This window comes from Pimelobacter sp. 30-1 (assembly GCF_018831735.1).
GTDB lineage: Bacteria > Actinomycetota > Actinomycetes > Propionibacteriales > Nocardioidaceae > Nocardioides.
The window spans coordinates 359,389-376,576 of record NZ_NHTS01000007.1; the positions used below are offsets into that span (position 1 = coordinate 359,389).

Consider the following 17,188-nt stretch of genomic DNA (forward strand, 5'->3'; position numbering starts at 1 on the left):
TCACTCGGCGTAGGCGTCCATCGGCGGGCACGCGCAGACCAGGTTGCGGTCACCGTAGGCCTGGTCGATGCGGGCCACCGGCGGCCAGTACTTGTCGACGGAGTGGCCGGCCGGGAAGACCGCGACCTCGCGCGAGTAGGCACGGTCCCACTCGCCGACGAGCGCGCGGGTGGTGTGCGGGGCGTGGTGGAGCGGCGAGGCGTCGACGGCCCACTCCCCCGCACCGACCTGGTCGATCTCGCCCTTGATCGCGATCATCGCGTCGCAGAACCGGTCGATCTCGGCGAGGTCCTCGGACTCGGTCGGCTCGACCATGAGCGTGCCGGCGACCGGGAACGACATGGTCGGGGCGTGGAAGCCGTAGTCGATGAGCCGCTTGGCGACGTCGTCGACCGAGACGCCCGTGTCCTTGGTGATCTCGCGCAGGTCGAGGATGCACTCGTGGGCAACCAGCCCGGACTCGCCGCGGTAGAGCACCGGGTAGTGCTCGCCGAGGCGGGTCGCGACGTAGTTGGCCGAGAGCACCGCGACGGCGGTGGCCCGGGTCAGGCCCGCGCCGCCCATCATCCGGATGTAGGCCCACGAGATCGGCAGGATGCCGGCGGAGCCGAACGGCGCCGCGCTGATCGCGCCGGTGCCCTCGCGACGCTCGGCGTCGGGGTGCAGCGGGTGCGTGGGCAGGTACGGCGCCAGGTGGGCGCGCACCGCGACCGGGCCCACGCCCGGACCGCCGCCGCCGTGCGGGATGCAGAACGTCTTGTGCAGGTTGAGGTGCGAGACGTCGCCGCCGAACTTGCCGGGCTGGGCGAACCCGAGCAGGGCGTTGAAGTTGGCGCCGTCGACGTACACCTGGCCGCCGTGCTCGTGGACGATGTCGCACAGGTCGGTGATGGTCTCCTCGTAGACGCCGTGCGTCGAGGGGTAGGTGACCATGATCGCGGCGAGCGTGTCGGCGTGCTGCTCGCACTTGGCGCGCAGGTCGGCGAGGTCGACGGTGCCGTCGTCCTCGGCCTTGACGACGACCACGCGCATGCCGGCCATCACCGCGGAGGCCGGGTTGGTGCCGTGGGCCGAGGACGGGATCAGGCAGACGTCGCGCTGGTCCTGGCCGTTGGCCCGGTGGTAGTTGCGGATCGCGAGCATGCCCGCGAACTCGCCCTGGGCACCCGCGTTGGGCTGGATCGAGACCCGGTCATAGCCGGTGACCTCGGCCAGCCAGCCCTCGAGCTGCTCGATCAGCCGGCGGTAGCCGTCGGCGTCGGCGCCCGGCACGAACGGGTGCAGGTTCGCGAAGCCGGCCAGCGAGATGGGCTCCATCTCGGTGGTGGCGTTGAGCTTCATCGTGCACGAGCCGAGCGGGATCATGCCGCGGTCGAGCGCGTAGTCACGGTTCGCGAGCCGCGTGACGTAGCGCAGCATCGAGGTCTCGTTGTGGTGGGTGTTGAAGACCGGGTGGGTCAGGTAGTCGGTGGTGCGCTCGAGGTCCTCGGGCAGGCCGGCCTCGCCCGCGGCGGAGACCTCGGTGACACCGAACGCGGCCAGCACCGCGCTCAGCACGCCCTCGCCGGCGGTCTCGCCGAACGCGATGGCGACGGTGTCGGCGTCGACCGGGCGCAGGTGCAGCCCGGCGGCACGGGCCGCGGCGACGACCTCGTCCGCGCGCCCGGGGACCCGGACGGTGAGGGTGTCGAAGAAGCTCTCGTTGACGACCTCGATGCCGGCCGCGCCGAGGGACGCGGCGGCGCGGCGGGTCAGGGCGTGGATGCCGGCCGCGATGTCCTTGAGGCCGGCGGGACCGTGGTAGACGGCGTACATGCCGGCAGTGACGGCGAGCAGCACCTGCGCGGTGCAGATGTTGGACGTCGCCTTGTCGCGGCGGATGTGCTGCTCGCGGGTCTGGAGCGCGAGCCGGTAGGCCGGGCGGCCCTCGGCGTCGACCGAGACGCCCACGAGGCGACCGGGGAGCTGGCGCTCGAGGCCCTCGCGCACGGCCATGAAGCCGGCGTGCGGGCCGCCGTAGAACAGCGGGACGCCGAAGCGCTGGGCCGAGCCGACCACGACGTCGGCGCCGAGCGCGCCGGGCGCCTCGAGCAGGGTGAGCGCGAGCAGGTCGGCAGCGACGACGGCCAGGCCGCCGCGCTCGTGGACCGCGTCGATGACCGGCTTGATGTCGCCGATCCGGCCGGAGGCGCCGGGGTACTGCACGAGCACGCCGGAGACCTCGCCCTCGGGCAGGCCCTCGCTGAGGTCGGCCACGAGGATCTCGATGCCGATGCCCTCGGCGCGGGTGCGCACGACGTCGATGGTCTGGGGCAGCGCGTCGGCGTCGACCACGAACGGGCCGCTCGCCTTGCGGTTGGCACGGAAGGCCAGCGCGACCGCCTCGGCGGCGGCGGTGCCCTCGTCGAGGAGCGAGGAGCCCGCGGTGTGCAGGCCGGCCAGGTCCGCGACCATGGTCTGGAAGTTGATGAGGGCCTCGAGCCGGCCCTGCGAGATCTCCGGCTGGTACGGCGTGTAGGCGGTGTACCAGCTCGGGTCCTCGAGCACGTTGCGGCGGATCACCGCCGGCGTCACGGTCGCGTGGTAGCCCAGGCCGATCATCGCCTCACCGGGCACGTTGGCCCCGGCCAGGGCGCGGAGCTCGGCCGCGGCGGTCTCCTCGTCGACCGCGTCGGGCAGGCCGAGCGGGTCGGTGGAGCGGATCGACTTCGGGACGGCGGCTTCCATCAGGGCCTCGAGCGAGGCGTAGCCGAGGCGGTCGAGCATCGCCTCGACCTGGGCGTCGTCGGGGCCGATGTGACGGTGGACGAAGGGTGCGCTCATGTGCGGGGTGGCTTCCTCGAGGAACAACAGGACAGCCTCCCCCTCTGTCAGCGCAGCGGTGCACCTTCAGAGTTGCCTGCTCTGCACGGTCCTGGCGCCTGAGAGGTTCCGGGGAGGGATTGCCCCTTCGGCGCCAGCCTCACGGTGGAGACTGGACTCTCCCGTGCAGCATCGATCAGCGAAAGACAGGTTACCCCACGTTGCGGGCAGCGCGCCGCGCGGCGAGCTCGTCACCGGCGTGGCCGGCCTCGTCCGGCGTACCGGCCTCGGCGGCGGACTCACTCGGCAGCTGCGCCAGCGTGCCCTCGATCTCGCGCCACACGCCACCGATGGCGATGCCGAAGACACCCTGACCGCCCTGGAGCAGGTCGATGACCTCGTCGTTGCTGGTGCACTCGTAGACCGAGGCGCCGTCGCTCATCAGGGTGACCTGGGTGAGGTCGTCGGTGCCGCGCTCGCGCAGGTGGCCCACGGCGGTGCGGATCTGCTGGAGCGAGATGCCCGCGTCGAGGAGCCGCTTGATGATCTTGAGGATCAGGATGTCGCGGAAGCTGTAGAGGCGCTGCGAGCCGGAGCCCTTGGCCCCGCGCACGCTGGGCTCGATCAGGCCGGTACGGGCCCAGTAGTCGAGCTGGCGGTAGGTGATCCCCGCGGCGTTGCACGCGGTCGGGCCGCGGTAGCCCTGGTCGCTGGGAAGCGGGGAGACGTCATCGGTGAAGAGCAGACCCTGCTCCTCCGCGACAGCGGTCGCCGCAGCCGTGTCCTGACCGACCTTCTCGGGCTGCTGCTCGTTCACGGGGTCCTCCACTGGGCGCGGCGTTGCACTGCTGTCGTTTCGACTCTTCAAGGTACGGCCGCGGCATCAGGCCGGTCAAAGACGTCGCTGGGCGTGTCGCGAAAACCCTCAAGTTAAGGCTGAGGTTGAGGACCTGCACCCGGTCCGCAGCAGGTCGGGCTCACCCTTGACCGGACTCGAAGTCCTCGGGCGAGACGTGGTCGAGGAACTCCCGGAAGGCCTCGACCTCGTCCTCCTCCTCGGCCGGCGCGGAGAGCCCGGCCTCGGCCAGGACCGCGTCGTCGCAGTAGATCGTCGTCCCGGTGCGCAGCGCCAGGGCGATCGAGTCGGAGGGCCGGGCACTGACCTCGGCGCCGGAGGCGAAGACGAGCGTGGCGAAGAAGACGCCGTCACGCACGTCGGTGATCCGGACCTCGCTGAGCTCGTTGCCGGTGGCGGAGAGGATGTCCTTCATCAGGTCGTGGGTCAGCGGCCGCGGCGGCGTGACGCCCTGCTGGGCGAAGGCGATCGCGGTCGCCTCGACGGCGCCGATCCAGATCGGCAGGTAGCGATCGCCGGCCACCTCGCGCAGCAGCACGATCGGCTGGTTGGACGGCATCTCCACCCGCACACCCATGACGTCGACCTCGCGCATGCGTCCAGCCTACTGCTCGGGCCGAACGCCGGGGACGACCGGCTCAGAGCTGGCGCAGACCGGCCTTGACCAGCGTGGCGTGCAGGCGGACCGAGAGCGCGGCGATCTCGCTGACCGCCTCCTCGGCGCGCGCGGCGGCGCCGGCGTCGCGACCACGGCGCGGAGCGACGACCTGCTGGATGAGGCCGATCTCGCGGTCCGCGGCGGTGCGGAAGGCGCGCAGGTGGCGCGGCTCGATGCCGAAGTCGGCGAGCTCGCGGGCGGTCTCGGCGATGACCAGGGCGTCGGTGTCGTAGTGCCCCGTCGCGGACGGGGCGATCAGGGCGTAGGCCTCGAGCTGCCCGAGGAGGTCCTCGTCGATCTCGGCCACCTTGATCAGCTCCTTGCGCGAGAGCCGCAACCGGTCGGTACGACGGAACGACTCGGGGGCGGGCAGGCCGTCGGAGCCCAGGGCGACCTTGGGCACCGTCGGGACGACGGGCTCGGGGGCGGGCGGCTCGAGCCCGCGGTCGAGGGCGTCGAGGTGCTCGCCGATCACCTTGAGCGGCAGGTAGTGGTCGCGCTGCATCCGCAGGATGTAGCGCAGCCGGGCGATGTCGGCCTCGGAGAACTTCCGGTAGCCGGCGGGCGTGCGCTCCGGCTTGACCAGGCCCTCGGACTCGAGGAACCGGATCTTGGGGATGCTGATGTCCTCGAAGTCGGCACGCAGCCGATCGAGGACCTGCCCGATGTTGAGCAGCGGTTCGCGCTCGCCCCGAGCGACCGCAGCGGGCATGCTCAGACGCTCTCGTGCCCGGCGAAGAAGACCAGGCGGTACTTGCCGACCTGCACCTCGTCGCTGTCCTTGAGGGTGGTCTTCTCGATCCGGTCGCGGTTGACGTAGGTGCCGTTGAGGCTGCCCGCGTCCTCGACCGTGAAGCCCTCGCCCTCGCGGCGGAAGACCGCGTGGCGCCGGGAGACGGTGACGTCGTCGAGGAAGATGCCGCTCTCGGGGTGCCGGCCGGCGGTGACCTCGTCGGCGTCGAGCAGGAAGCGGCTGCCCGCACCCGGACCCTTCTGCACGACCAGGAGCGCGTGCCCGGTCGGCAGGGCGTCGACGGCGGCCGCGTCGACCGCGCTCAGCGCGCGGTCGGAGGTCTCGACCTTGTCGCCGCCGCCGAACTGGATCGTCGCGGTGGCATCGGTGACCGGGGGCGCCGCCGGCTCGGGGGCGACCAGGCGCGTGCCGCACTGGGAGCAGAAACGCGCGTCATCGGGGTTCTGCCGACCACAGGCGGTGCAGAACGGCATCAGTGGACTCCTCGTCTGGACGGATCGAATCGGCGACCGTGCGGGGGCCGGCCGGCTCACTCACGAACCTACCGGATCAGGTGTCGAGCTGGGCCTCATATCCCGCCGCGTCGAGCAGACCGTCGAGGTCCGCGACGTCGGCCGGGACGATCTCGAACAGCCAGCCCGCGCCGTAGGGGTCGGTGTTGACCAGCTCGGGCGTGGCGTCGAGCGCCTCGTTGACCGCGACCACCTCGCCGGTGACCGGGGCGTAGACGTCGCTGACCGACTTGGTCGACTCGAGCTCGCCGCACGAGGCGCCCGCGGTCACCGCGGCACCGGTCTCGGGCAGGGAGACGTAGACGATGTCGCCGAGCGCGTCCTGGGCGAAGTCGGTGATGCCGACCCGTACCGAGCCGGCGGCCTCGCCGGGCTGGCGGATCCACTCGTGCTCGGCGGTGTACTTGAGGTCCCCGGGGTTCGTCATGGCCGGAAGGTTACTGCCCTTCGTCCGGTACGGCGTAGCGCGGCTCGTCGCGGCGTGCCACGACCTCGATGTCGACGGTGCGCAGCTCGCGCACCTGGACCCGGGCGCCGTCGTCCTCGAGCTGCTTCTTGGGCCCGAGCGCGAAGTCGATGGCGCCGCTGAGGACGCCGGGCTCGCCGATCACGTCGATGACGTACGGCGCCTCGATCCGCTCGCCGTCGACGAGGAACCCGCCGTCGGTCTCGGTGAACGAGGTCTGCGCGATGACCCGGACCTTGCCGTTGATCGCGATCGCCTCGGCCCGCACCGTGCGCAGCTCCTCGATGGTGTCGAGCAGCGAGGCGAGCTCGACGCGGCCGTCGTCCTCGGTGATGGTGAGCCGGATGCCCGGCCCGGTGACCGGCACCAGGCCGGCCAGGATGTTGAGCTGGTCGACCTCGGCATCGGCCTGCTCCAGCGCGGTCTGGCGCTTGGTGGAGTCGTCGCGCAGGCCCTCGGCGACACCTTCGAGGCGGGTGATCTCGCCCTCGGTGCGCTGGCGGGTGCCGTTGAGCCCGTCGAGGAGGTCGATGAGGTCCTGCTGGCGCAGGCCCGAGTAGGTGTCGTCGGTCCCGGTGAGCCGGACCTGGGTGACCGCGGCGAAGCCGAGCGCGGCCAGCAGCACGCCGGCCACGACCTGCTTGGGCGAGGGACGGAACAGGGCCCGGCGCAGGCGCTCGGAGGCGGTGGACGGCTCCGGGGACGACTCCGGGGACGCGGCCGGCGCGGCGTCGGCCGGCGCCTGGTCCTCCGGCGGCGCCGGCTGCTCGGGCTGGTCGGGCTGGTCGGTCGGCTCGGTCATGGCGTTGGGCTCACGCGTGGAAGAGGTGGCGGCGGATGGCGGCCACGTTGGTGAAGATCCGGATCCCGAGCACGACGATGACGCCGGTCGAGAGCTGACCGCCGACGCCGAGCCGGTCGCCGAGGTAGACGATGCCCGCGGCGATGATGACGTTGCTGACGAACGAGACGACGAAGACCTTGTCGTCGAAGATGCCGTCGAGGTAGGCGCGCAGGGCGCCGAACACCGCGTCGAGCGCGGCCACGACCGCGATCGGGAGGTAGAGCTCGAGTCCGGCGGGGACATCGGGCTGGAACACCAGTCCGAGGACGACGCCGACGACGAGTCCGAGCACCGCGATCACGGCGCGTCACCTCCCTTGTGCTTCGGGTTGGGCTGGGCGTACTTCGCCGACCGTAGTCGCTGGAAGCCGCTGGGCGCGGATCCGAGGCGCAGGTCGTCGACCCGGTCGATGTCGTGGCTGAAACCGTACTGGTCGGCCAGGACGACGAACCGCGACCACCCCCGGGTCTCGACCAGGTCGGCGCTGAGCGAGCGCGGGTCGCCGATGGCGACCACCGTGTAGGGCGGTGCGATGCCCACGCTGTTGACCTCGATCGGCTCGCCGGAGTTGCGGATCGCGCTGACCGCCGAGAGCCGCTGGCCGTTGATCGAGACCGCCTCGGCGCCGGCCTCCCACAGGCCGTTGACGAGCAGCGCGAGGTCGGAGTCGCGGATGACCTCGTTGGGCCCGGCGTAGTCGGGGTTGTCGACCACGACGCGCACCCCGGGGCCCCGGACGGGCGCGAAGCCGGTGAGCGCTCCGGTGTCGGCGACCCGGGCCCGGGCGTCGGCGAAGCGCCGGTTGAGCGAGCTCAGCGCGTCCTCGGCGACGGCGTTGTCGCGGCGCAGGTCGGCGATCCGGTCCTGCTGGGCGCGCAGCAGGTCGCGGCGCGCCTCGGCCCGGCTGATCAGGCTGGCCCGGCTGGCGTCGTCGACGTCGGCGTTCTGGGAGGTCTGCACGGCGGCCACGGTGACGAGCATCGCGAAGACGCCGATCACCGCGATCACGCCGCCGCGGTAGCGCCGGCCGCGCGCCGGGTCCACGTCCGCACCGCGCCGCGAGGCCGCGACCTGGTAGTCGCGGTCGAGCGCCTCCTGCGTGATGAGCGTCAGCAGCGGCGTCCGGGCCCGGTCGAGCTGGGTCGGCGGCTGCTCAGTCACGGCGGCGCCGCTCGGTCGTGGCGAGCAGCTTGCGGACCTGCCAGGCGTAGAGGACGCCGGCCCACCAGTAGAGCCCGACGCCCCACAGCGCGAACGCCCAGCCGAACACCTGGGCCAGCGTCGCGACGGTGCCGTCCCCGTCGCCGAGGAGCAGCAGGGGGAAGGCGTAGAGCAGGTTGAACGTCGCGGCCTTGCCGAGGAAGTGCACCGGCAGCGCGCTGTAGCCGCGGGTGCGCAGCAGCGGCACCAGGCCCCACAGGAGCAGGTCGCGCAGCGGCAGCGAGAGCGCCAGCCACCACGGGATGATGTCGCGCATCGCCAGGCCGACCACGACCGCGAGGATGTAGAGGCGGTCGGCGATCGGGTCGAGCAGCCGGCCGAGCTCGGACTGCTGGTCGAGCTTGCGCGCGAGCCAGCCGTCGAGGAAGTCGGTGACGCCCGAGAGCATCAGCACGACCAGCGCCAGGACGTCGGCCTCGGGCCCGAGCACCAGGTACAGGAAGAGCGGGACGCCGAGCAGCCGTAGCAGGCTGATCGCGTTGGGCACGGTCAGCACGCGACCGCGGCCGGTCCCCTCGGGACGGTCGGCACGCGTCCTCGATCCAGCCACGGACGACACCCTAGGGGATGCCCTACGCGATCGGCGTCTCGTCGGAGTGCGCCGCGTCGCGGATCTCGCCGACGAGCTCCTCGATGACGTCCTCGAGCGCGGCCACGCCCTGCGTCGTACCGCTGGTGTCGACGACGCGCGCCATGTGCGAGCCCCGGCGCTGGAGCACCTCGAGCGCGTCGTGGAGCAGCATCTCGGGGGTGACCGTCGCGAACGGGCGGATCCAGCGGTCGGCGACGGGGCGCTCGCGGCGCTCCTCGTCGGGCTCGAGCACGTCCTTGATGTGCAGGTAGCCGACCAGGTCGCCCTGCTCCCCCACCACGGGGAAGCGGCTGAAGCCGGTGCTCGCGCAGAGCGCCTCGACGTCGGCGCCCGTGGAGCCGCGCACGACGGTCGCCAGCGACTCGGGCCGCATCATCACCTCGGCCACGGTCTTCTCGGTGAAGCCCAGGGCGCCGGAGAGCCGGTCGTACTCGTCCTCGGCCAGGAGCCCCTCGCCGTGGGACTCCTCGACGAGCGCGGCCACCTCCTCACGGGTGAAGGTGCTGCCGATCTCGTCCTTGGGCTCGATCCGCAGCAGCCGCAGGATGCCGTTGGCGATGGCGTTGATCGACGCGATGATCGGGCGCAGCACCGTGACGATGCCGAGCATCGGCGGGCCGAGGATCAGCGCGGCGCGGTCGGGTCCGGCGATGGCGATGTTCTTGGGCACCATCTCGCCGAGGACGACGTGCAGGAACACCACGATCGTCATCGCGATCACGAAGGCGACCGGGTGCAGCCACGCCTCGGGGACGTGGAGCTCGTGGAAGACCGGCTCGATGAGGTGGGCCAGCGCGGGCTCGCCGACGGCACCGAGGCCGAGCGAGCAGATGGTGATGCCGAGCTGGGCGCCCGCCATCATCTCCGAGACGCGCTCCATCGCGGTCAGCGTGATCCGGGCCATCCGCGACCCGGCCTGGGCCTGCGGCTCGATCTGGCTGCGGCGGGCGGAGATCAGCGCGAACTCCGCGCCGACGAAGAAGGCGTTGGCCGCCAGCAGGAACACGGCGAGCAGGACGCCGGCGAAGTCACCCATCGGACGGGTTCACCTCCTCGACGCGCAGCGAGAGCCGGTCGATGCGCAGCCCGTCCATGTGGTCAACGGTGAGCACCGCCTGGCGCAGCGGCTCGTCGTCGTCCTCGGCGCTCGCCGGCACCGCCAGCGGTACGACGGCCGTGTCGCCGTTGGCGGGGATCCGGCCGAGCACCTTGAGCACGAGGCCGGCGACGGTGTCGTAGTCCTCGTTCTCGGGCAGCTCGACGCCGGTCAGGTCCTCGACCTCGTCGGGGCGCAACAGTCCGGACAGCGACCAGGTGCCGTCGCGGCGCAGCCGGCCGCGGCTGCCGAGGCGGTCGTGCTCGTCGGCGATGTCGCCGACGATCTCCTCGATCACGTCCTCGAGGGTGACGATGCCGGCGTGGTCGCCGTACTCGTCGAGGACGACGGCCATCTGGAAGCTCTCGGCGCGCAGCAGCGCGAGCAGCGGGTCGAGCCGCAGCGAGTCGGGCACCACGATCGGCTTGGCCATCAGGTGCTTGACCTTGGTCGTGGCGCGCTCGTGGAGCGGCAGCGCCACGGCGTTCTTGACGTGCACGGTGCCGACGACCGCGTCGGACTCGTCGAGCACCGGGAACCGGGAGTTGCCGGACTCGCGGGCCAGCGCGATCACCGCACTGGCGCGGTCGTTGGTCTCGAGGCTGCGGGTGCGCACGCGCGGGGTCATGATCTCGCCGGCGGTGCGCGTCCCGAACTCCACCGAGCGCTCCATCAGCTCGGCGGTGTCGGCGTCGAGGGTGCCCTCGTCGGCGGAGTGCTGGATCAGCGAGGCCAGCTCGGTCGAGCTGCGCGCGGAGCGCAGCTCCTCCTGGGGCTCGACGCCGAGGCGGCGCACGATCGCGTTGGCGCTGCCGTTGAGCACCTTGATCGGCCCGCGGCACACCGCGGTGAAGGCCCGCATGGGGCGCTGGGTCAGGCGCGCGGTCGTCAGCGGGAGCGCGATCGCGACGTTCTTGGGCACCAGCTCGCCGATGAGCATCGTCAGCAGCGTGCTCAGCGTCAGGCCGAGCGCGACGCCGATCGGGCGGACGGCACTGTCGGAGACGCCGGCGTCGAGCAGGGGCCCGCGCAACAGCTCGGCGATCGCCGGTTCGGCCAGGAAGCCGATCGCGAGGTTGGTGATCGTGATGCCGACCTGGGCTCCGGAGAGCTGGGTCGACAGCGTGCGCAGCGCCTTCTGGAGGCCGATCGCCGCGGGGTCGCCGTCGGCCGCGGCGCGGTCGACCTGACCACGGTCGACGGTGACGAAGGCGAACTCGGCGGCGACGAACAGTCCGCAGGCGAGGATCAAGAGGATGGCGAGTCCCAGCAACAGCCAGGCGGTCATCGGTGTCCTTCAACAGGGCGGGTCAGGAGTGCACCACCTTACCGGCCGGGCCGGACTCACCCGCTGACGGCGGGGGCGTCCTCGCGCACCCGGACCCAGCCGGCCCCCGGCTCGAGGCGTCGGATCAGCTTGGCCGGCACTCCCCCGACGACGCTGTGGTCCGGTACGTCGCCGCGCACCACGGAGCCCGCCGCGACGACGACGTTCCGGCCGATCGTCGTACCCGGCAGGATCATGGCGCCGTGCCCGATCCACGTGCCGGCACCGATGGAGACGGGCTGGTGCGCGCCGAACTGGCGGCCCACCGGGACCTCGGGGTCCTGGTAGCCGTGGCTGGCGTCGGAGACGAAGACGTCCTGCCCGAACCACACGTCGTCGCCGATCTCGATCGACTCGTGCGCGGTGATGCAGATGCGCGCCCCGAGGACGCAGCGCTCGCCGACCACCAGGCCGCGCTCGGGGAGCACCTCCTGGGTCGGCCCGTAGCCGACCGAGAGCGTCGCGTACTTGCCGATCAGGGTGTCCCGCCCGATGTGGATCGCGCTCGCGTTGACCACGTCGGAGAGCGGGAAGGCCAGGCACGCGCCGGGCCCGAACGTCCCGAACCGGTCGGCCAGGTCGGTGCCCGGCGAGACGTCGCCCACGTGCTCGGCCCAGCGCCAGGCAGCATGGATCGAGCGGTTGAGCAGGCGGTGGAGCGGACGCCGGAGATCGGGCACCGGTGGAGGTTACCGAAATGCAACCTTGGCGGGGGTTCTCCGGTTCGTTCGCACCCCGTTCGGGGCCGTAAAATCCGGGAGTGCAGAAGCCCCACGTCATCGCCTACTTCGCCGACGACCCGACCCGGGTCTACCAGCTCCTCCAGTGGCTGCCCGTGCTCGAACGGCTCGATGACACCCATCCCGTCGCGCTCCTGGTGCGCGACGCCGACACCCGGGCGCTCCTCGAGGAGCGCACCTCGCTGCCGCTGCACCTCGCCCTGGGCTTCGCCGACCTCGCCGCGACCTACGACGAGCTCGACGCCAAGGTCGTCCTCTACTGCAACAACTCGATGCTCAACTTCAACTCGCTGCTCGACGGCCGGATGCTGCACGTGCACATCAACCACGGCGAGAGCGACAAGCAGAGCATGGTGTCCAACAACGCCAAGGCCTACGACCGCGTCTTCGTCGCCGGCGAGGCCGCCGTGCTGCGCCACCGCGCGGCCCTGATGGAGCTCGACGAGTCGCGCCTGGTCCGCATCGGCCGCCCCCAGCTCGACCTGCGCCCGGCTCCGCTGGTGCCGCCGAGCGAGCGTCGTACGGTGCTCTACGCGCCGACCTGGGAGGGCGACGCGGACTACAACGACTACACCTCGGTCGACGTCTTCGGCGTCGAGATCGCCCGCTCGGTCCTCGCGGTGCCCGACGTACGGCTGGTCTACAAGCCGCACCCCAAGGTCACCACGAGCCAGACCCCCGCCATCCGCGAGGCCCACCAGGCCATCCTCGAGCTCGTCGAGCGCGCCGCCGAGGCCGAGCCCGAGGCCGGCCACGCCGCGATCTGGCAGGGCGACATCCTCGCCGTCTTCCCCGGCTGCGACGCGATGATCACCGACGTCTCCTCGGTCGGCCTCGACTGGCTCTACCTCCAGACCGACAAGCCGATCCTCATCACCGACCGCCACCACGACGCCGAGCGCCTGCGCCAGGAGGTCCCCGTCAGCCGCTGCGCCGACGTCATCGACACCGCCGACCTCCCCGGCCTCACCGCACTGCTCACCGACCGCCTCGCCCACGACGAGCACCGCATCGCGCGGGCGGCCATGCGGCACCACTACTTCGACGACAACGGGGTGGGCGACAGCACCGTCCGCTTCGTCGAGGCGGTCACGGCGCTGGTCGAAAAGCGCGACCGGCTCCGGGGCGCGAGCCCCGAAGCCGGTCTGGAGGAGTCGGCCTGACGGGTCAGGCGGCTCCGGCTGGCTGTGCTGAGACGGTCAGCGAAGCTGGGTGCTGATGACCCAGTTGGAGTAGCTGGTGATGTAGCCGGCACCCGGCTTGACGACCGCCCGGAAGGTCGTCTTGGTGCGCTTGAACGGCAGCTTGACGGACCAGGCGCCCTTGGCGTTGGTCTTGACCGTGCGGAACTTCGTCCACTTGCAGGTCGCGGCCTTCGGGGTGGCGCAGGTCGTCTTCTGGATCATGACCGGCTTGCGGCCGTAGGAGGTGACCTTGCCGCTGAAGACCTTGGTGCGCTTCTTGTACTTGTCGTGCAGGTTGCGCGCGACGCCGACCGACACGGGCGCCGAGGTGGCCGGCGTCCAGACGACGGTCTCGCTCGGGTAGGTGTAGGTGCCGCCGGAGTAGACGACGCGGTACTTCGTGGTCTTGGCCGGGCGGACCGTCCAGGTCAGCTTGTTGGTCGACGTGGTGATCGTCTGGGTGCTCACGGCGGCCCAGGTCGACGAGCCGTAGGCGAGCTGCTCGAGGCGGGCGGTGCCGGCCGAGACGAGGTAGTCCTCGTTGTCGGGAGCGGTGAAGTAGACCTGAGCCTCGACGGTGGCGGTGCCGCCCTCGCGGACCGCGACGGTCGCCCGGACGTCGACGGCACCGTTGTAGGTGTCGGCGCTCGCGGGCGCCGACGACACGGTGACGAGCGAGAGCGAGCTCGCCACGAGCGCGACGACCATCAGGACGACGCGGCGCAGTGCTTTCATGTTCATGTTCATGGGAGTCCCCGGAATTGAGTTGTGGTGAACCTTCGCGGCGTTTGCCGCCAGCGGAGGCTACCCCGACCGGTCCCGGAATATGTCGGCGGGACCTGAGAGGCTTCGACCATGCCCGACACGCGTGACGTCTACGCCGCCGAGGACCTCTTCGCCGGCTGGCTCGACGACGCGAGCCGGGCGCCGGGCGAGCCGGTCCGGGTCCGGGTGGGGGCGAGCGTGCAGGCGTTCGAGCCCGAGGTCGAGGTGCGGTTCTCCGACCCCACCGCCGTCCAGGCGTACGTCGACCGGGTGCTCGCCCACCTGACCGCCATCGCCAGCCGGTACGACGACGGCGCGGGCCTCGACCGCGCGAGCATCCCGGTCGTGGTCCGGGCCCGGCGCGGACGCTCGCGCGCCCACTACGAGTACGACGAGCTCCCGCTGCGCGGGGTGATGGCGATCCCGCCGCGCGAGGTCGGCGGCGCGTGGTCGCTGCGGGCGGCGGTGGTGCTGCACGAGCTGGCCCACCACCTCAACCCGGCCGAGGGGCACGGGCGGGAGTTCCGCACGACGTACCTGCGGCTGCTCGAGGACATCGGGCAGCCGGTCCAGGCCGACCTGCTCCACACCGCCTACCGGCTGACCGGGCTCGACACGGGGGTCGACGGCGAGGACCGCACGCTGCTGCGCATCGGGCGGCTGCTGCGTCAGGCCGAGCGGACGAGCAACACGGCCGAGCGCGACGCCTTCTTCGCCAAGGCGCAGGCGCTGGCGACCCGGCACCAGATCGCGCTGGCGGTGGCGCGGGCGACGGCGGGCGCCGAGGAGCAGCGCGAGGACCCGGCCTACGAGACGGTCCTCATCGGTGAGTCCGGCAAGCGCTCGCTGGCGCGCTACGTGCGGCTGGTGCTCGAGATCGCGCGGGCCAACGACGTGCGGGTGGCGATCTACACGAGCAACACCCGGGTGACGCTCTACGGCTTCCCCTCCGACCTCGCGGTGGTCAAGGCGCTCTACGCCTCGCTGGTCACCCAGATGGTCGCCGACGGCGACGCTCACCTGCGCTCGGGCGCCCACAAGGCCGACCAGCGCCAGGTGTGGGACGCGCGGCGGCGGCGCTGGGAGGTGCGGCCGGTGCACGGGTCGACGGCGCGGGCGGCGTTCTACGAGGCGTGGGCCGACCACGTCGGCGAGCGGCTGGCGGCCGCCCGGGCCCAGGAGCGGGCCGCCGCGGTCGCGGCCGACGCCCCGGTCGCCGAGGGGCCGACCTCGACCGAGCTCGCGCTGCGGGCCAAGGAGGTCGAGGTGGTCGACTACTTCGGCCGGATGCAGCGCGAGCACGACATCCGCGGCACCTGGAAGGGCACCGCCTCGGCGGCCCAGGCCGCGCCGGGCTCGCGGGACGCCGGGACGCGCGCCGCCGCTCGGGCCCGGCTGGGCACCGAGCGGGCCATCGATCAGCCGCGGTAGCCGGCCGCCACCGCGGTCGACGGCACGCTCTAGCCCGGCAGTCCCAGTCCCGGGACGACGTACGACGCCACGAGCTCGCGCTCGACCGCACCGTCGCGGCCCGGCATCGCCACCAGCGCCAGCACCGAGCGCACGATCCACTCGCCGTCGGCGGTGCCCGGCCGGGCGGCACCGGTGAGCGTGCGCGCCAGCGCGGTGATGCCCTCGGGGCCGCCGAGGACGTCGTCGAGGCTCGCCCGGTCGCGCAGCCAGGCGGCGACGACGGCGTCCGCCCGGATCGCCTCGGCCGCGGTCACGATCGCCTCGGTCGCCCGGGCCGCGCCGGTGAGACCCGCCGTCGCCGCCTCGACCTGCGCGACCACGCTCGCGGCGCCGGCGGTGAGCAGCGCGTCGACGAGAGCCGCCCGGTTGCCGACCAGGCGGTAGAAGGTCGCCCGTGAGCAGCCGGCCCGCCGGGCGACGGCGTCCGCCGTGGTCCGCTCGACGCCGCGCTCCAGGAACAGCTCGCGCGCCGCCCGGTGCACCCGGCGGACGGCGGCGTCCCGGCGTCGCCCGTCGATCAGCCAGTCCTCCTGCGTCATGCGGCGAAGCATCTCGTGACGAGACACTCACGCGCCACCTCCAGGCGGCGGATGAGACACCGGCACCGGCCTCCGGGTCCGGCCTGTCCGCTCCCGTTGACGGCGCCGGGACCCGGCCCGACGCTGGAGCCATGTTCGACGTCTTCGACCCCGCGCTCATCGACGACCCGTACCCGGCGCTCGACCGGCTGCGGGCCGCGGCGCCGGTGCACCGGGTCGGCGCGACCGGCTTCCACCTGGTCTCGTCGTGGGACCTGGTCCAGGAGGTGCTCGGCGCACCCGAGACCTACTCCTCGCACCTGCGCTCGGTGCTCCTGCGCCGGGCCGACGGGTCGGCCGCGGCGCTGCCGATGGACGGCGGCGGCACCGTCGAGCAGGTCCTGGCCACCGCCGACGATCCCGCGCACCGGCTGCACCGCTCCGCCGTGCTCGCCACGCTCGGCCGCCGGATCCGGGCGCTGGAGACCTCCGTCCAGGAGCAGGTCGACGGGCTGTGGTCGGCGTACTGCGCGGGCGGCACCGTCGACTGGGCGCGCGACGTCGCAGACCGGCTGCCGCTCGCTCTCGTCGCCGAGCTGATCGGGCTGGCGCCCGCGGACGTGCCCGCGCTGCTGCGCTGGGCCTACGACAGCACCGAGATGCTCGGCGGCTGGGTCGACGGCGACCGGCTCGACGCCACGATCAACGCCTCGCTCGAGCTGCACGCCTACCTCGCCGCCCGCTTCGACGAGGCGCTCGACCGGCCCGGCGACGACCTCATGGGCGAGCTCGCCGTCGCGTGCCAGGTCGGCGACCTCGAACCCGGTACGGCGGTCCTGGTCCTGCTGCAGCTCGTCGGCGCCGGCGGCGAGTCGACCGCGGGCCTGCTCGCCACGGCCGCCCGGCGGCTGGCGACGGACTCCTGCCTGCAGCGCCTGCTGCGCGCCCAGCCCGACCTGATCGACCCGTTCCTCGACGAGTGCCTGCGCCTGGAGTCGCCCTTCCGCGGGCACTACCGGCACGTCCTCGCCGACACCACGCTGGGCGGCGTCGACCTCCCGGCCGGCAGCAGCCTGCTGCTCCTGTGGGGTGCGGCCAACCGCGACCCGGCCCGCTTCGAGGAGCCCGGCGCCCTCGACCTGGGCCGCGCCGGCGTCCGCCGGCACCTCGCCTTCGGGCGCGGGACGCACTTCTGCGTGGGCTCCGCGCTCGCCCGGCTCGAGGCGACCGTGGCGATCCACGCGCTGCTCACCCGGACCACGTCGTTCACCCTCGACGGTCCCGAGGAGGAGGCTGCGGCCTGGGTGCCGAGCATCTTCGTGCGCCGGCACGCGCGGCTGCGGCTGCGGCTGGTTTGACCCGCGGCGGGGCGGGCACGCT

Annotated in this window: 18 protein-coding genes and 1 riboswitch; of the genes, 3 read left to right on the top strand and 15 right to left on the bottom strand. The window is 72.6% G+C overall.

The window, feature by feature from the left end; translation table 11 throughout:
* The 13 genes from gcvP to CCO04_RS20595 all read right to left on the bottom strand — a co-directional run bounded on the left by gcvP (position 1) and on the right by CCO04_RS20595 (position 11,808).
* On the bottom strand, positions 1–2,823 hold the full coding sequence (gene gcvP / locus CCO04_RS20535) for an aminomethyl-transferring glycine dehydrogenase (RefSeq protein ID WP_215816008.1): 2,823 nt from the start codon (positions 2,821–2,823) through the stop codon (positions 1–3).
* A 76-nt stretch (positions 2,824–2,899) separates the two neighbouring features.
* A riboswitch (glycine riboswitch) is annotated at positions 2,900–2,997 on the bottom strand.
* Between the two features lie 16 nt (positions 2,998–3,013).
* The gene (locus CCO04_RS20540) at positions 3,014–3,619 is read right to left on the bottom strand and encodes a MerR family transcriptional regulator (RefSeq protein ID WP_215816009.1); all 606 of its coding nucleotides are present in this window, start codon (positions 3,617–3,619) and stop codon (positions 3,014–3,016) included.
* A 160-nt stretch (positions 3,620–3,779) separates the two neighbouring features.
* Positions 3,780–4,253 (bottom strand): bifunctional nuclease family protein, encoded by a 474-nt coding sequence (locus CCO04_RS20545; protein WP_215816010.1) that lies wholly within the window; start codon positions 4,251–4,253, stop codon positions 3,780–3,782.
* A gap of 43 nt (positions 4,254–4,296) precedes the next feature.
* A complete protein-coding gene (locus tag CCO04_RS20550) occupies positions 4,297–5,028 on the bottom strand; it encodes a MerR family transcriptional regulator (protein WP_215816011.1) in 732 nt (243 codons plus the stop codon).
* Between the two features lie 2 nt (positions 5,029–5,030).
* Positions 5,031–5,543, bottom strand: coding sequence for an FHA domain-containing protein (locus CCO04_RS20555; protein WP_215816012.1), 513 nt, complete (start codon positions 5,541–5,543; stop codon positions 5,031–5,033).
* Positions 5,544–5,619: 76 nt separating this feature from the next.
* Entirely contained in the window at positions 5,620–6,009 is a 390-nt protein-coding gene (gene gcvH, locus CCO04_RS20560; RefSeq protein WP_215816013.1) for a glycine cleavage system protein GcvH, read from the bottom strand.
* A gap of 10 nt (positions 6,010–6,019) precedes the next feature.
* The gene (locus CCO04_RS20565; protein WP_215816014.1) at positions 6,020–6,850 is read right to left on the bottom strand and encodes a DUF881 domain-containing protein; all 831 of its coding nucleotides are present in this window, start codon (positions 6,848–6,850) and stop codon (positions 6,020–6,022) included.
* Positions 6,851–6,860: 10 nt separating this feature from the next.
* A complete protein-coding gene (locus CCO04_RS20570) occupies positions 6,861–7,193 on the bottom strand; it encodes a small basic family protein (protein ID WP_038678772.1) in 333 nt (110 codons plus the stop codon).
* The gene (locus CCO04_RS20575) at positions 7,190–8,053 is read right to left on the bottom strand and encodes a DUF881 domain-containing protein (RefSeq protein ID WP_215816015.1); all 864 of its coding nucleotides are present in this window, start codon (positions 8,051–8,053) and stop codon (positions 7,190–7,192) included. Before CCO04_RS20575 ends, CCO04_RS20570 begins: the two co-directional genes overlap by 4 nt.
* Positions 8,046–8,663 carry a CDP-alcohol phosphatidyltransferase family protein gene (locus CCO04_RS20580; protein WP_215816016.1) on the bottom strand — a complete coding sequence of 206 codons (618 nt, stop codon included), beginning with the start codon at positions 8,661–8,663 and terminating at the stop codon, positions 8,046–8,048. Before CCO04_RS20580 ends, CCO04_RS20575 begins: the two co-directional genes overlap by 8 nt.
* A 22-nt stretch (positions 8,664–8,685) precedes the next feature.
* Positions 8,686–9,741: a hemolysin family protein gene (locus CCO04_RS20585; RefSeq protein WP_215816017.1), complete on the bottom strand. Its 1,056-nt coding sequence runs from the start codon at positions 9,739–9,741 to the stop codon at positions 8,686–8,688.
* Entirely contained in the window at positions 9,734–11,089 is a 1,356-nt protein-coding gene (locus CCO04_RS20590; RefSeq protein ID WP_215816018.1) for a hemolysin family protein, read from the bottom strand. The genes CCO04_RS20585 and CCO04_RS20590 overlap by 8 nt, the downstream gene beginning before the upstream one ends.
* Positions 11,090–11,145: 56 nt before the next feature.
* Positions 11,146–11,808 (bottom strand): DapH/DapD/GlmU-related protein, encoded by a 663-nt coding sequence (locus tag CCO04_RS20595; protein ID WP_257750788.1) that lies wholly within the window; start codon positions 11,806–11,808, stop codon positions 11,146–11,148.
* An 80-nt stretch (positions 11,809–11,888) separates the two neighbouring features.
* Between CCO04_RS20595 and CCO04_RS29900 the strand changes: the two genes are divergently transcribed.
* Entirely contained in the window at positions 11,889–13,031 is a 1,143-nt protein-coding gene (locus CCO04_RS29900; protein WP_215816019.1) for a CDP-glycerol glycerophosphotransferase family protein, read from the top strand.
* Positions 13,032–13,067: 36 nt separating this feature from the next.
* Here CCO04_RS29900 and CCO04_RS20605 read toward each other — a convergent pair whose 3' ends face one another.
* On the bottom strand, positions 13,068–13,787 hold the full coding sequence (locus CCO04_RS20605) for a hypothetical protein (protein ID WP_215816020.1): 720 nt from the start codon (positions 13,785–13,787) through the stop codon (positions 13,068–13,070).
* A 120-nt stretch (positions 13,788–13,907) separates the two neighbouring features.
* On the opposite strand from CCO04_RS20605, the gene CCO04_RS20610 reads away from it, so the two are divergent.
* The gene (locus tag CCO04_RS20610) at positions 13,908–15,248 is read left to right on the top strand and encodes a TIGR04338 family metallohydrolase (protein ID WP_215816021.1); all 1,341 of its coding nucleotides are present in this window, start codon (positions 13,908–13,910) and stop codon (positions 15,246–15,248) included.
* Positions 15,249–15,277: 29 nt separating this feature from the next.
* On the opposite strand, the gene CCO04_RS20615 is transcribed toward CCO04_RS20610, so the two are convergent.
* A complete protein-coding gene (locus tag CCO04_RS20615; RefSeq protein ID WP_215816022.1) occupies positions 15,278–15,829 on the bottom strand; it encodes a TetR/AcrR family transcriptional regulator in 552 nt (183 codons plus the stop codon).
* Positions 15,830–15,960: 131 nt separating this feature from the next.
* Between CCO04_RS20615 and CCO04_RS20620 the strand changes: the two genes are divergently transcribed.
* Positions 15,961–17,166 carry a cytochrome P450 gene (locus CCO04_RS20620; protein ID WP_215816023.1) on the top strand — a complete coding sequence of 402 codons (1,206 nt, stop codon included), beginning with the start codon at positions 15,961–15,963 and terminating at the stop codon, positions 17,164–17,166.
* Positions 17,167–17,188 lie beyond the last annotated feature (22 nt).

Excerpts from the sequence above, each read along its gene's own strand:
- CCO04_RS20620 (WP_215816023.1), top strand. The coding sequence starts at position 15,961 with ATGTTCGACGTCTTCGACCCCGCGCTCATCGACGACCCGTACCCGGCG.
- CCO04_RS20615 (WP_215816022.1), bottom strand. The coding sequence starts at position 15,829 with ATGACGCAGGAGGACTGGCTGATCGACGGGCGACGCCGGGACGCCGCC.
- CCO04_RS20555 (WP_215816012.1), bottom strand. The coding sequence starts at position 5,543 with ATGCCGTTCTGCACCGCCTGTGGTCGGCAGAACCCCGATGACGCGCGT.
- CCO04_RS20545 (WP_215816010.1), bottom strand. The coding sequence starts at position 4,253 with ATGCGCGAGGTCGACGTCATGGGTGTGCGGGTGGAGATGCCGTCCAAC.
- CCO04_RS20565 (WP_215816014.1), bottom strand. The coding sequence starts at position 6,850 with ATGACCGAGCCGACCGACCAGCCCGACCAGCCCGAGCAGCCGGCGCCG.
- gcvP (WP_215816008.1), bottom strand. The coding sequence starts at position 2,823 with ATGAGCGCACCCTTCGTCCACCGTCACATCGGCCCCGACGACGCCCAG.
- CCO04_RS20605 (WP_215816020.1), bottom strand. The coding sequence starts at position 13,787 with ATGAAAGCACTGCGCCGCGTCGTCCTGATGGTCGTCGCGCTCGTGGCG.
- CCO04_RS20585 (WP_215816017.1), bottom strand. The coding sequence starts at position 9,741 with ATGGGTGACTTCGCCGGCGTCCTGCTCGCCGTGTTCCTGCTGGCGGCC.
- CCO04_RS20610 (WP_215816021.1), top strand. The coding sequence starts at position 13,908 with ATGCCCGACACGCGTGACGTCTACGCCGCCGAGGACCTCTTCGCCGGC.
- CCO04_RS20590 (WP_215816018.1), bottom strand. The coding sequence starts at position 11,089 with ATGACCGCCTGGCTGTTGCTGGGACTCGCCATCCTCTTGATCCTCGCC.
- gcvH (WP_215816013.1), bottom strand. The coding sequence starts at position 6,009 with ATGACGAACCCCGGGGACCTCAAGTACACCGCCGAGCACGAGTGGATC.
- CCO04_RS20550 (WP_215816011.1), bottom strand. The coding sequence starts at position 5,028 with ATGCCCGCTGCGGTCGCTCGGGGCGAGCGCGAACCGCTGCTCAACATC.